Source organism: Streptomyces sp. NBC_00212 (genome assembly GCF_045206365.1).
Taxonomy (GTDB): Bacteria; Actinomycetota; Actinomycetes; order Streptomycetales; family Streptomycetaceae; genus Streptomyces.
In genome coordinates this window covers 5,127,400-5,139,970 of record NZ_CP108115.1, presented here as the reverse complement: position 1 = coordinate 5,139,970, position 12,571 = coordinate 5,127,400, and the positions used below count along the sequence as shown (strand labels likewise).

Annotated in this window: 12 protein-coding genes; 4 read left to right on the top strand and 8 right to left on the bottom strand. The window is 70.8% G+C overall.

Features of this window, described 5'->3' with window-relative positions; translation table 11 throughout:
* Window positions 1-55: 55 nt before the first annotated feature.
* Together OHA17_RS23650 and OHA17_RS23645 are read right to left on the bottom strand one after the other, a co-directional pair.
* Entirely contained in the window at window positions 56-424 is a 369-nt protein-coding gene (locus OHA17_RS23650) for a VOC family protein (protein WP_406508266.1), read from the bottom strand.
* A 40-nt stretch (window positions 425-464) separates the two neighbouring features.
* Window positions 465-1,316: a trans-aconitate 2-methyltransferase gene (locus OHA17_RS23645; protein ID WP_406508265.1), complete on the bottom strand. Its 852-nt coding sequence runs from the start codon at window positions 1,314-1,316 to the stop codon at window positions 465-467.
* Window positions 1,317-1,447: 131 nt separating this feature from the next.
* On the opposite strand from OHA17_RS23645, the gene tamR reads away from it, so the two are divergent.
* Window positions 1,448-1,945 (top strand): MarR family transcriptional regulator TamR, encoded by a 498-nt coding sequence (tamR, locus tag OHA17_RS23640; RefSeq protein WP_053724556.1) that lies wholly within the window; start codon window positions 1,448-1,450, stop codon window positions 1,943-1,945.
* On the opposite strand, the gene OHA17_RS23635 is transcribed toward tamR, so the two are convergent.
* Window positions 1,904-2,668 carry a response regulator transcription factor gene (locus OHA17_RS23635; RefSeq protein ID WP_053724555.1) on the bottom strand — a complete coding sequence of 255 codons (765 nt, stop codon included), beginning with the start codon at window positions 2,666-2,668 and terminating at the stop codon, window positions 1,904-1,906. The two genes, tamR and OHA17_RS23635, sit on opposite strands and share 42 nt — an antisense overlap.
* A 263-nt stretch (window positions 2,669-2,931) precedes the next feature.
* Here OHA17_RS23635 and OHA17_RS23630 point away from each other — a divergent pair, with 263 nt between their 5' ends.
* Window positions 2,932-3,399 (top strand): GNAT family N-acetyltransferase, encoded by a 468-nt coding sequence (locus tag OHA17_RS23630; RefSeq protein ID WP_406508264.1) that lies wholly within the window; start codon window positions 2,932-2,934, stop codon window positions 3,397-3,399.
* A gap of 620 nt (window positions 3,400-4,019) precedes the next feature.
* Here OHA17_RS23630 and galK read toward each other — a convergent pair.
* Genes galK through galT form a run of 3 tightly spaced genes read right to left on the bottom strand, consistent with a single transcriptional unit; the run spans window position 4,020 to window position 7,181 of the window.
* On the bottom strand, window positions 4,020-5,168 hold the full coding sequence (gene galK / locus OHA17_RS23625) for a galactokinase (RefSeq protein WP_406508263.1): 1,149 nt from the start codon (window positions 5,166-5,168) through the stop codon (window positions 4,020-4,022).
* On the bottom strand, window positions 5,161-6,129 hold the full coding sequence (galE, locus tag OHA17_RS23620) for a UDP-glucose 4-epimerase GalE (RefSeq protein WP_406508262.1): 969 nt from the start codon (window positions 6,127-6,129) through the stop codon (window positions 5,161-5,163). The genes galK and galE overlap by 8 nt, the downstream gene beginning before the upstream one ends.
* Window positions 6,126-7,181: a galactose-1-phosphate uridylyltransferase gene (galT, locus tag OHA17_RS23615; RefSeq protein WP_406508261.1), complete on the bottom strand. Its 1,056-nt coding sequence runs from the start codon at window positions 7,179-7,181 to the stop codon at window positions 6,126-6,128. Before galT ends, galE begins: the two co-directional genes overlap by 4 nt.
* 228 nt (window positions 7,182-7,409) lie before the next feature.
* On the opposite strand from galT, the gene OHA17_RS23610 reads away from it, so the two are divergent.
* On the top strand, window positions 7,410-9,080 hold the full coding sequence (locus tag OHA17_RS23610) for a sodium:solute symporter family protein (protein ID WP_406508260.1): 1,671 nt from the start codon (window positions 7,410-7,412) through the stop codon (window positions 9,078-9,080).
* Between the two features lie 16 nt (window positions 9,081-9,096).
* On the top strand, window positions 9,097-9,375 hold the full coding sequence (locus tag OHA17_RS23605; protein WP_053729631.1) for a hypothetical protein: 279 nt from the start codon (window positions 9,097-9,099) through the stop codon (window positions 9,373-9,375).
* Window positions 9,376-9,672: 297 nt separating this feature from the next.
* Here the strand turns inward: OHA17_RS23605 and OHA17_RS23600 are convergent, their stop codons facing one another.
* A complete protein-coding gene (locus OHA17_RS23600; protein ID WP_053729630.1) occupies window positions 9,673-10,344 on the bottom strand; it encodes a LuxR C-terminal-related transcriptional regulator in 672 nt (223 codons plus the stop codon).
* A gap of 343 nt (window positions 10,345-10,687) precedes the next feature.
* The gene (locus OHA17_RS23595) at window positions 10,688-12,547 is read right to left on the bottom strand and encodes a PQQ-binding-like beta-propeller repeat protein (protein WP_406508259.1); all 1,860 of its coding nucleotides are present in this window, start codon (window positions 12,545-12,547) and stop codon (window positions 10,688-10,690) included.
* Window positions 12,548-12,571: the final 24 nt, after the last annotated feature.

Genomic DNA, 12,571 nt, shown 5'->3' with positions numbered 1-12,571 from the left:
ACGCCCAGTGCCCCGCCCCCTTCTCAACGGAAAGGGGCGGGGCACTCGGCGTTGTTCATCCGGAGGCGACCGGCTCCAGGAATTCCAGGCGGTTGCCCACCGGGTCCTCGGAGTAGAAGCGCCGGTGGCCCGGCAGGTCGTCGTCCCAGACGACGTTGGCGCCGTGCCCCTCCAGGCGCCGCGCGTACGCATCGATCGAGGTGACGCGCAGCCCCGGGTGGGCCTTCTTCGCGGGGCGGAAGTCCTCCTCGATGCCGAGGTGGAGCTGGACGGTCCCGTACTGGAACCAGCAGCCGCCCCGGGCCGCGAGCACCGGGGGCTTGGGGATTTCGGTCATGCCGAGTATGTCTTCGTAGTACGTCCTCAACTGCGGCTCGCTGCCCGGCGGGGCGGCGAGCTGCACATGGTCGACAGCGGCAAGCATCGGCTCGTTCCTCCTGCTTCTTCCACTCCTTCTACTTCCTCTACTTCTTCCTGGCTACGGCGAAAATGCGACGGAACGGGAAGACCGTGCCGTGCGGGCCCGGCGGGTAGGCCTCGCGGAGCCGGTCGCGGTATTCGGTGAGCAGGGCGTCAATGGCTTCCTGGTCGCCGTCGAGCGCGGTGAGCACGGGGCGCAGGGCGGTGCCCTTCACCCAGTCGAGGACGGGGTCGGGGCCGGTGAGCAGCTGGCAGTAGACGGTTTCCCAGACATCGGTCTCGCAGCCGAGATCCACGAGGCGGGTGAGGTAGTCGGCGGGTTCGAGGATATGGACGTAACGGCGGCCGTGGTCGTCGAGGCGGCAGCGCCAGCGCGGGGACTCGCAGAGTTCGGCGAGGATCGCGTGACTGGGCGAGGTGAAATTGCCGGGGACCTGGAAGGCGAAGGTGCCGCCGGGGCTCAGCCCGTCGATCCAGGCCCGGAACGACTCGGGGTGGTTGGGAACCCACTGCAGCGCCGCGTTGGAGACGATCAGGTCGTACGGTTCGTCCGGCAGCCAGTGCGCGGCGTCGGCGACCTGGAAGTCGAGCCAGCCGCCGCCCGCGGTGGTGCCGGCATGGTCCTTGTCGGCCTGGGCGAGCATCTGCGGTGACAGGTCGAAGCCGGTGATGCGGGCGTCGGGCCAGCGGTCGGCGAGGCGGACGGTGACGTTGCCGGGGCCGCAGCCGAGGTCGGCGATCCGGGGCGAGAGGCCGCCGATCGCCGGGAGTTCCGGAATGTGGCCGAGCAGGTCGAGGAACGGGCGGGTGCGGTGCCCGGCGTGACGCAGATACTGCTGTGGGTCCCAGACCGGTGGCTCGGTCTGAGTGGTGGTCGTCGATGAATCGGAATGCATGTTCGAGCCCCCTTGCAGGTACGGCTGGCCGAAGCGGAACAGGGTCCCGGCCCCTCCATGCCCAATGGTGGCTCGATATATATCTTGACGTCAAGAGACTTCACGTCGACAGACCCTCTACACTGATCGCCATGGAGGACGAGGTCGACCGATTGGTCGCAGCATGGCGCCGAGAGCGCCCGGACCTCGACGTGGAACCACTCGAGGTGCTCAGCCGGGTCAGCAGGCTGGCCCGCCATCTCGACCGGGCCCGCAGGCTCGCGTTCGCCGAGCACAGCCTGGAGCCCTGGGAGTTCGACGTGCTGACGTCGCTGCGGCGCGCGGGCGCCCCCTACCAGCTCTCCCCCGGGCAGCTTCTGACGCAGACGCTGGTCACCTCGGGCACGATGACCAACCGGATCGACCGGCTCGCCAAGAAGGGCCTGGTCGAGCGGCTGCCCGACCCCAGCGACCGGCGCGGGGTCCTGGTGCGGCTCACACCCGAGGGGCGCGACCGGGCCGACCAGGCGCTCGCCGGACTCCTTGAGCAGGAGCGGGCCATCCTCGGCGAGCTCAGCCGCAACCAGCGGGGCGAACTGGCGGCCCTGCTACGCCAGTTGACCGCCCCGTTCGACAACATCCCCGGCTAGGTCGACCGGGCCGACGCCCGCCCGGCGGGCCAGTGCGACGGCCGCGAGCGTGGAGTGCACGCCCAGCTTGCCGAGCACGTTCTGCATGTGGGTGCGCACCGTGTGCGGCGACAGGAACAGGCGCTCGGCGACCGCCTTGCGGCCGAGCCCGGCCACCATGCAGCGCAGCACCTCGCGCTCACGCGGGGTGAGCGACTCCACCAGCCGCTCGGACTCGGTGCGGTGCTTGCGGGCGGCCGTCAGCTCCCGCAGGACGCCGGTGAGCAGCGCGGGCGGCAGGTGCGTCTCGTCCCGCAGTACGCCCCGGATCACGGCGAGCAGCCGTTGCAGGGAGCAGTCCTTGGCGACCCAGCCGCAGGCGCCGGCCTGCAGGGCGAGGGCGGCCCGGCGCGGGTCGTCCTTCTCGGCGAGTACGACGGTGCGCACCGCGGGCTGGCCCGAACGCACGCCCGCGACCAGGGAGATGCCGTCCACCAGGCCGTCGGCGCCGCTGTCGGGCACCGCGCGGGCCACCGGGACCGTCGCCGACGTGCCCAAGTCCGCGTCGACGAGCATCACATCGAATCTGCGCCCTTCGGCGGCGCCCCGCTCCAGGCAGCGCAGCGCCGCGGGGCCGCTGCCGGCCGCGGCGACGTCCACATCGGGCTCCGCCGCCAGGGCCGCGGCGAGCGACTCGGCAAAGATGCGGTGGTCGTCCACCACCAGAACTCGGATACGTACCAAGTGACACCCCCAGGGTCGGGGGACGGACCGGTACGGGTACGGCGCCCGGAGCTGGGTTCACCGCAGTCGCACGGCCGCCGCCGTGCACTGAGTACTACCCCGCCCCGGGCGACGTACCCGACTGTCTCGCCCCCTGATCAACACCGGCCCCCACCGGTGTTGTGCATCAGCGTAGGGCCGTGAGCTGTGAGCGGAAGGCACTTTGCAGAACTGATTGAACCCGTACGGCTACTTGGCGTGCGCGAATGTTTAGGGTGAGTTCCATGTTTCGTATCGAGACAGAAGTGGACAAGGACCGGCAGGTGCAGCTGCATCGGCGGCTGCGGGACACGAATACCGAGCGGTCCCCGGTGCTGCGCGCGCTGCGGGGGACTCCGTCGGAGAAGGAAGTGCCGCTCCATGTCTGGGGGTTGAACGAGGAGGGGCTGCTCGCGGGGGGCCTGGTGGGGCGTACGTGGGCGGGGTGGCTGCACGTGGACCTCCTGTGGGTCGACGCGGGGCTCCGCTCGGGGGGCCTGGGCTCCCAACTCCTCACCTCTGCCGAGGAGTTGGCGCGCTCCGAGCGGGGTTGCGGCTTCGCGCGGGTGGAGACGTGGGACTTCCAGGCGCCGGGGTTCTATCGCAAGCGGGGGTACGAGGTGGTGTGCGCCATCCCCGACTATCCTCCGGGGGTTACGGAGTACACGCTGACGAAGCGGCTGGGCTGCGCCGCGGGCGGGGGTACGAGCTGACCCGGGCCGCCTGGGGCTCCGCCCCAGACCCCGGGGGTTTTCCCACCCACCCACCCGTGACGCGGGTGGGACGGTTCGGCTTCTGGGGGCTACGCCCCCAGCCCCCCCCTGCGGGGGCTCCGCCCCCTGCACCCCCGGGGAGTTGGCCCACCCGCCCGCCCATGCAGGGGGTTGGATGCGTCGACCCCTGGGGCTCCGCCCCAGACCCCCTTGAGGGGCTGCGCCCCTCGAACCCCCGCGGGGACTCCGTCCCCTGCACCCCTTTTCGGGGGCTCCGCCCCCGGACCCCCGTTCGCGCCTGAACGGCGCTCGTCCTCAAACGCCGGACGGGCTGAAGATGCCGACCCGGCCCAGCACCATCCTGCTAGGGGCGCGGGGAACTGCGCGAGCAACCACGCAAGGCCCGCACCCGAACCACCTACCCGCCCCAGGCCGGAGCCGAACCCACCAACCCACCCACCCCCGGAGGGTCTAGGGAAGGGGCGGGGAGGGGCCCACGGGGTCTGGGGCAGAGCCCCAGCGCACACCCCGCCGGGCCGACGAACCCCCTCCCCGGAGCCACGCGGCGCAGCCGCAGCGCGTCACAGCGGGGTAGGGGCGGGATGGAGGGAAAGCCCCCCTCACCCCACCCGCCTCGCCCCCTCCGACGGCACCGCCTCGAACACCCTCGGGCGGGTCAGGCCGGCCCCCTCGAAGGCTGTCACCAGGGCCTTCGTCACCGGGCCCAGCTCAGCCTCCTCCACCAGTACGATCGCCGAGCCGCCGAAACCCCCGCCGGTCATGCGCGCGCCCAGCGCCCCCGCCGCCACCGCCGTCTCGACCACCAGGTCCAGCTCCGCGCAGGACACCCGCAGATCGTCCCGCAGGGAAGCGTGGCCCTCGGTCAGGACCGGGCCCACACCCCGGACGTCGCCCGCCGCCAGCAGCGCCGCCACCCGCTCCACCCGCTCGTTGTCGCTCACCACATGCCGCACGTAGTCCCGTACGGTCGGGAGGGAGGACAACTGGCCCAGCACATACTGGAGTTGCGCGAATTCCACCTCGCGCAGGGTCCGTACACCCAGCTCCCGCGCGCCCCGCTCGCAGCCGGCGCGCCGTTCGGCGTACGCGCCGTCCCCCAGCGCGTGCTTCACGCGGGTGTCCACGACCAGGAGCCGCAGTCCGTGCGCCGGCAGGTCGAACGGGATCTGGCGTCGGCTCAGGTCCCTCGCGTCCAAGTGCAGCACGTGGCCCTCCGTGCAGCACGCCGACGCCGTCTGGTCCATGATTCCGCACGGGACCCCGACGAAGGCGTTCTCCGCCTTCTGTGCAATCCCTGCCAACTCCTCCATGGACAAAGACAGTTGGAACACATCCCGCAGCGCCAGACCCGTCACCACCTCCAGCGCCGCCGACGACGACAGGCCCGCGCCCGTCGGTACCGTCGACGTCAGGTGGATGTCGGCGCCGGTCACCTCGTGGCCCGCCTGTCGCAGCGCCCACGCCACTCCCGCCGGGTACGCCGCCCAGCCCGCGCCGGACAGCGGTTCCAGCTCGTCGATCCGGAGCTCCACGAGCGGGCCCTCGATGTCCGCCGAGTGGATCCGCAGCACCCCGTCCGCCCGCCGGGCCACCGCCGCCACCGCCGTGTGCGGCAGGGCGAGCGGCATGACGAAGCCCTCGTTGAAGTCGGTGTACTCGCCGATGAGGTTGACCCGGCCGGGCGCCGCCCACACCCCGTCCGGCTCCGACCCGTACAACTCCCTGAAGGCGGCGGCCACTTCACTCACCCGCGTGCTCCGTCCGCCGCGCGAACGCCCAGGCGTCCGCCACGATTCCGGCGAGGTCGGCGCGCGCGGGCTGCCAGCCCAGGCGGTCGTGGGCGCGCGCCGCGGAGGCCACCAGGACCGCCGGGTCGCCGCCGCGCCGGCCCGCGACGACCTCCGGGATCGGGTGCCCGGTCACCTTGCGCGCGGTCTCCACGACCTCGCGGACCGAGAACCCGTTGCCGTTGCCCAGGTTGCAGACCAGGTGCTCGCCCGCCGTCGCCGCGTCAAGGGCGAGCAGGTGCGCCTCCGCCAGGTCCGCCACGTGGATGTAGTCCCGGACGCAAGTGCCGTCGGGGGTCGGGTAGTCGTCGCCGTAGATCGAGATCGACTCCCGCTCCCCCAGCGCCACTTGCAGCACCAGCGGGATCAGGTGCGACTCCGGCTCGTGGCGCTCGCCGCAACTCCCGTACGCGCCCGCCACGTTGAAGTATCGCAGCGACACCGCCGCCAGGCCGTGGGCCGTGCACTCGCCCGCGATCATGTGGTCGACCGCCAGCTTGGACGCGCCGTAGGGGCTGGTCGGGGCCGTCGGGTCGGTCTCGGTGATCGGGGTCGAGACCGGCTCGCCGTAGGTCGCGGCCGTGGAGGAGAAGACCAGTGTGCGTACATCCGCGTCCCGCATCGCCGCGAGCAGCGCCATCGTGCCGCCCACGTTGTTCGACCAGTACTTCTCCGGGTTCAGCACCGACTCGCCCACCTGCGAGAACGCCGCGAAGTGGAGCACCGCGTCGAAGGAGGAGTCCAGCCACTTGGCCGCGTCCTGAATGCGGGCCTCGATGAACTCGGCACCCGCCGGGACCGCCTCGCAAAAGCCCGTGGAGAGGTCGTCCAGGACGGTCACCTCGTGGCCGGCCTCGACCAGGTGGGCCGCCACCACGCTGCCCACGTACCCCGCACCGCCCGTCACCAGGTACTTGCTCACTTGCTTGCCGCCTCTCGCAGTCGCTCGGCCGCGGCCTCCGGCGGCACGTCGTTGATGAACACGCTCATGCCGGACTCGGAACCGGCGAGGTACTTCAGCTTGCCGGAAGTGCGTCGGATGGTGAAAAGCTCAAGATGGAGCCCGAACTCCGCACGGTCGGCGGCGCCCTCGCCCCGGAACGGCGCCTGGTGCCAGGCGGCGATGTAGGGGGTGGGCGGCTCGTCGGGACCGAAGATCCGGTCGAATCGCCTCAAGAGTTCCAGATACATCTGTGGGAACTCTGTGCGCGCGCCGTCGTCGAGCTCCCGCAGGTCCGGGACGCGCCGCTTGGGGTGCAGATGGACCTCGTACGGCCAGTGCGCGGCGTACGGCACGAACGCCACCCAGTGTTCGCCGTCGAGGACCACCCGGTCGCCGTCGGCGAGCTCCCGCTCGACCACGTCGTCGAAGAGGTTGCGGCCGCCCGTGCGCTCGCGGTGCTCGGCGAGCGAGCGGAGCATCAGGGCGGTGCGCGGGGTGGTGAAGGGGTAGCCGTAGATCTGGCCGTGCGGGTGGCCGAGGGTGACGCCTATTTCGGCGCCCCGGTTCTCGAAGCAGAACACCTGCTGGACCTGCGGGAGTTCGGCGAGTTCGGCGGTGCGGTCGGTCCAGGCCTCCAGGACGAGCGCGGCCTGCTCCTCGGTGAGGTCGGCGAAGGAGGCGTCGTGGTCGGGGGTGAAGCAGACGACCTCGCAGCGCCCGGATTCGCCCGCGAGCGAGGGGAAGCGGTTCTCGAAGACGACGACGTCGTAGTCGGCGGCCGGGATCTCGCTGAGGCGCCCGTCGCGCGACGGGCAGAGCGGGCATTCGTCGGCGGGTGGGTGGTAGGTGCGGCCCTGGCGGTGGGAGGCGACGGCCACGGCGTCGCCGAGCAGCGGGTCGCGGCGGATCTCGGACGCGGTCGAGACCGGGTCGAGGGGGCGGCGGTCCGTCTCGTCCCGTACGAGGTCGTCCCGCAAGTCGTAGTAGAGCAGCTCACGACCGTCGGCGAGCCGGGTCGACGTCTTCTTCACCTGCAACCTCCACCATCCAACAGAACCGCACACAACAAACCACAAGCCAACAGGCTCCGTCAATGGGCGTGCAAGCGGTTGCTATGGATGATCAAGTACGGCGGCAGCTCCGGCGGCGATCCACGCTCGATCACAATCAAACAAACAATCTCATCAAAACTGTTCAGTTTCTGAACATGGAGGCGTAGGTTCCCGTCCGGATCAGTAAGCGCGACGAAGCGAGTACGCATGCAATACCTGGCCGCGGGGCTACGGCTCCCCACCAACGGGCTCGACTACACGATTCTGGCGATCTACTTCATCGTCGTTCTGGGCATCGGCTTCGCCGCCCGCGCCAGCGTGAAGACCAGCCTCGACTTCTTCCTGTCGGGCCGGTCGCTGCCGGCCTGGGTGACCGGGCTCGCCTTCGTCGCCGCCAACCTCGGCGCCACCGAGATCCTGGGCATGTCCGCGACGGGCGCCCAGTACGGCGTCGCGGTCGTGCACTGGTACTGGATCGGCGCGATCCCGGCGATGGTCTTCCTCGGGCTCGTGATGATGCCCTTCTACTACGGGTCGAAGGTCCGCTCCGTACCGGAGTTCCTGCTCCAGCGCTTCGACAAGTCGGCGCACCTGCTCGCCTCGGTGCTGTTCGCGTTCGCCGCCGTGCTGATCGCGGGCGTCAACCTGTACGCCCTGTCGATCGTCGTGGAGGCGCTGCTCGGCTGGCCGCAGTGGGTGGCGATCGTCGTCGCCGGGCTGTTCGTGCTCGCGTACATCACCATCGGCGGGCTCTCCTCGGCGATCTACAACGAGGTGCTCCAGTTCTTCGTGATCCTGGCCGCGCTCATACCGCTGACCATCCTGGGCCTGAAGCGGGTCGGCGGCTGGGACGGCCTGACGAGCTCGCTCAAGACCAGCCACGGCGACAACTTCCTGTCCGCGTGGGGCGGCACCGGCATCGGCCAGGCCAACCCGCTGGGCGCGAACTGGCTGACCATCGTGCTCGGGCTCGGCTTCGTGCTGTCCTTCGGCTACTGGACGACCAACTTCGCCGAGGTGCAGCGGGCGCTGTCCGCGAAGAACCTGAGCGCCGCCCGGCGGACCCCGCTGATCGCCGCGTTCCCGAAGATGTTCATCGTGTTCCTGGTCATGATCCCCGGCCTCGTCGCGGCCGTACTCGTGCCGAAGATCGGCACGGCGGGCTCGGACCTCACGTACAACGACGCGATCCCGATGCTCATGCAGGAGCTGTTGCCCAACGGCGTGCTCGGCATCGCGGTGACCGGTCTGCTCGCGGCGTTCATGGCGGGCATGGCGGCGAACGTGTCGTCCTTCAACACCGTGTTCACGTACGACATCTGGGCCAAGTACGTGAAGAAGGACCAGCCGGACGGCTACTACCTCCGGTTCGGGCGTCTGATCACCGCGATCGGGGTTCTGGCGTCCATCGGCACGGCGTTCATCGCCTCGTCCTTCTCCAACATCATGGGCTACCTCCAGACGCTGTTCTCCTTCTTCAACGTGCCGATGTTCGTGGTGTTCGTGATCGGGATGTTCTGGAAGCGGGCGTCGGTGAAGTCCGGGGTGTGGGGGCTGTTCGCGGGCACCACGGCGGCGATGGTCAACTACTTCTGGATCTACAAGCAGGGTGTCGTGTCGATCCCGACCGACCAGGGCGCGAACTTCGTCTCGGCGATCGTCGGCTTCGTGGCGGGTGCGGTCGTGATGGTCGTCGTCACGCTGTTCACCGAGCCGAAGCCGGCGGCTGAGCTGGCGGGTCTGGTGTACGGGACGAAGTCGCCCGGCGTCGAGGAGCCGCCCGCCGAGGGCGACGCCGCCTGGTACCGCCGGCCCGCCCTGCTCGGCTGGGGCGCGATCGCGCTGGCCGCGCTCTGCTACGTGCCCTACTCGTTCTGACCGGAGGCCTCTTTAAATGTCTGAACTGCAGCGTGAAGTCTCCGAGTTGGAGCGGAAGTCGGCGTCGGCGGCCCGGTTGTTCGACATCCGCCGGATCATCGGCGGGCTGTTCACCCTGTACGGGGTGATTGTCGGCGGGGCGGGGGTCTTCGCGTCCGACGCGGATCTGAAGAAGGCGCAGGGAGTCAACATCAACCTCTGGACCGGGTTGGGGATGCTGGCTCTGGGGGTGTTCTTCCTGGTGTGGCTGAAACTGCGGCCTACGGCTCCGCCTACGCCTACGTCCGGGGAGTAGCGCGTTCTGCGGGGTGCGGGGTGGTTGGGTGCGGACCGTGGCTGGCTGGTCGCGCCCGCGCGGCGGAGCCGCACAATGTCACAGCCCCGCGCCCCTAGCAGGACCGGTGCTGGCCCGCACCGGAGCATTTCAGCCCGTCCGGCGATTGAGGACGAGCGCCCTCAAGGCGCGAACGGGGTCTGGGGCGGAGCCCCAGGAAACCCGGCTTCCCCCCTTCCCAACCCCCGGCGGGTTTCGGGAAGGGGTGGGGTGGGGTGGGGCCTCCCAGGGTCTGGGGCGGAGCCCCAAGGGGTGCATTCACTGGCTCGGGGTGACCCGGTCCAGTAGGCCCGTTCGCGCGGCCAGCGCCGCCGCCTCCAGGCGGGAGCCCACCCCCAGCTTCATCAGGACCCGCTGGACGTGGGTCCGCGCGGTGGAGGGCGCTATTCCCATGCCCGCCGCGATCAGCCGGGTGTCCTCGCCGTCCGCCACCCTGACCAGGACCTCCACCTCGCGGGGCGTCAGGAGTTGGAGGAGGCGCTGGCCCTCGTCGTCGGGCTGGGCCGCCGGGTTGAGGAGTTCGGCGAACGCGCCCTGCAACAGCTGCGGGGCCACCGCCGCCTCACCGGCCCTCGCTTTCACCATCGCCCGCTCGACGCCCTCTATGCGCTCGTCGTGGCGCACGTAACCCGACGCCCCCGCCGCGAACGCCGCCGCGATGCCGCGCGGGCTCGGCACCGGGCCGAGCACCACCACGGCCACCTGCGGCCGCTCCCGTTTGATCCGTACGATCGGGTCGAACACCCCCGGTTCGGCGGGCGAGGCCGTGCCAAGCAGGCACACCTCGGGCGCCCGGCTCACCACCAGTTCGGCGGCCCCGGCGACCGGAGCCGCCGCGGCGAGCACCCGGTGGCCCCGCAGTTTCAGCGCCGAGGCGAGTGCCTCGGCGAGCAGCCGGTGGTCGTCGACCACCATGAGCCGCACGCCCATCGAGCTACCCCCATCCCCTGGACTCTCCCCAGCTCTACGAGCTGAGGGCAGCCCACTCGGACCCCCCGGTCCCCGGCCCCTCTTGCCCCGGCAAGCTACACGCTTGTTCGACGCCGCGCGCCCCTTACCGGTAAGAAGCCCCCGGAATGCCGAATTCTCCGGCATTCAGGCCCGGTTGAGGAAGAAGGAGGGGGAGTGGATGAAGCAAACTCAGCCCGTTCCGAATCCCTGCACGCCCCCGACCTGCGAGGGAACAGATGGCCGAAACGGGGTGCGGAAAAAGCGAAAGGCCCCGGCGGCGGAGTTCGTTCTCCGCCGCCGGGGCCTTCGCCGGACCCGCGCCTCAGCCGGTGCCGGTCGCCATGAACAGGAACTTCTTGTCGGCGTCGCTCGCCGAGTACGGCTTGCTCAGGAGCACCGCGCCCAGGTACAGGCGGCCGTTGCCGTAGAGCATCTCGGAGTACTTCGGCGAGAACGACGTGATCGCGTCGCGGACCGCACGGTCGGCCGGGTTCTCCAGGAGCAGCGTCGACTTGAGGCTGCCGCCGTCGATGCTGACGACCTGGGTGCCCTTGTCGTACGGGGCGTCCTTGTACGCGATGACGTTGTTGCCGTCCATGCGCATCGGGTACAGCGTGTAGCCGTCGCCCGCGTCCGCCTTGCCGGGCACGGGCTGGCCGGTGGTGAGGTCGAAGGCGACGATCTCGTTGGTGCGGCCCACCGAGCTGGAGCCGGCGGCGTTCTCGTGCTGCTCGGTCGGCACGTACAGCCTGCCGTTGCCGGCCGCGACCATCGTGCACTTCTCTACGGAGGTGCCGTCACAGTCGGCGGCGTACTTGTCGCCGGGTGCCGGGATGCGGGCGAGCAGCTTGCCGGTCTTGGCGTCGACGGAGAAGAAGTCCGAGATGCCGCTGCCGTCGCCCGCGCTCTCGCCGACGTCGGCGGCGAGCACCAGCGGGCTGGTGGAGACGATGTGGGCGTACTGGATGCCGGGCAGCATCTTGTACGTCGAGATCGGCTGGCCCGACTTGGGGTCGAGCGTCTGGATGTTGATGGTGGGCTTGTCGTAGTCGCCGCACTTGCGGACCGCCACGAGCGCGTCACCGCCGCCGTAGCCGACGTCCTTGCACTGGTCGGCGGTGGTGGTGGGCTTCCACAGTTCCTTGCCGGTGTTCACGTCCCAGGCCGCGCCGCCGTCGAGGCCGCCCGCGGCGACGGTGCCCGCGCCCAGGGTGACCTCGTCGAAGCGGGTCTTGCGGTCGCCGTTGGCGCCCTTGATGTCCGCCTGCCACAGCAGCTTGCCGGTGTTGAGGTCGAGGCCGGCGACCTCGGTGCAGGAGGCGACCTTGGCGCCGGCCTCCTGGCTCTCGAAGGCGAACGCGGTCTTGCCGTCGGCCGAGACGTGCGTGGTGGACTCGCAGACGTTGCCGGTCAGCGGGAGCTTCCAGAGCTGGGTGCCCTTGACCGGGTCGTAGCCGACGATCTCCTTGACGCCCGACTTGGCGTACACCTTGTCGGTGAGCCAGGAGCCGTGCACCGAGGTGAGGTCGGTGACCTTGGGCTGGGGGGTCTGGAAGAGCACCTTGCCGGCGGTGTTGGCGGGGACCTTCTCCTTGCCGCCGCCTCCGGTCGCGCTGCCGCCGTCGCCCTTGGCGCCGCCGGTGTCGCCCTGCTTGGCGTCGCTCTTGCCGTCGTCCTTGCCCGCGTACCAGATGCCGCCGCCGACGATCAGGCCCACCGCGACGACCGCCGCGATGATGATCGTCATCTGCGTGTTGAGCTTCTTGCCGCCGCCGCCCTGACCGCCGGGCACGGGCGCGCCCGGCGTCGCGTACTGCGGCTGCATCGGCTGGGTGGCGGGCTGCGGCGTCGGGTATCCGTAACCGGGCTGACCGGGCTGGCCCGGCTGCTGCGGCTGGCCCGGGTAGCCGTAGCCCGGCTGCTGCGGGGGCGGGGTCTGCGGGTAGCCGTAGCCGGGCTGCTGCCCGGGCGCCTGCGGGTAGCCGTACGCCGGGGCCGCCGCGGGCGGCGGGGTGCTCGGCGGTCCTGCGGGCGGCGGCGGGGTGGGCGCGCCGAAGCCGGGCGCCGCCGGCTCCTGGGGCGCGCCGAACCCGGGGGCCGGGGGCTGCTGCGGGGCGCCGAAGCCCTTGGGCGCGTCCTCGGGCTGCGGGGGCTGCGATGGTGGCTGGGGTGGCTGGCTCATGCCGGGGAGACCTCTGACTGGAAG

Bases quoted from the DNA above. Each gene is read 5' to 3' on its own strand.
- OHA17_RS23650 (WP_406508266.1), bottom strand. From the start codon at position 424: ATGCTTGCCGCTGTCGACCATGTGCAGCTCGCCGCCCCGCCGGGCAGC.
- OHA17_RS23645 (WP_406508265.1), bottom strand. From the start codon at position 1,316: ATGCATTCCGATTCATCGACGACCACCACTCAGACCGAGCCACCGGTC.
- tamR (WP_053724556.1), top strand. From the start codon at position 1,448: ATGGAGGACGAGGTCGACCGATTGGTCGCAGCATGGCGCCGAGAGCGC.
- OHA17_RS23630 (WP_406508264.1), top strand. From the start codon at position 2,932: ATGTTTCGTATCGAGACAGAAGTGGACAAGGACCGGCAGGTGCAGCTG.
- OHA17_RS23610 (WP_406508260.1), top strand. From the start codon at position 7,410: ATGCAATACCTGGCCGCGGGGCTACGGCTCCCCACCAACGGGCTCGAC.
- OHA17_RS23605 (WP_053729631.1), top strand. From the start codon at position 9,097: ATGTCTGAACTGCAGCGTGAAGTCTCCGAGTTGGAGCGGAAGTCGGCG.
- OHA17_RS23600 (WP_053729630.1), bottom strand. From the start codon at position 10,344: ATGGGCGTGCGGCTCATGGTGGTCGACGACCACCGGCTGCTCGCCGAG.
- OHA17_RS23595 (WP_406508259.1), bottom strand. From the start codon at position 12,547: ATGAGCCAGCCACCCCAGCCACCATCGCAGCCCCCGCAGCCCGAGGAC.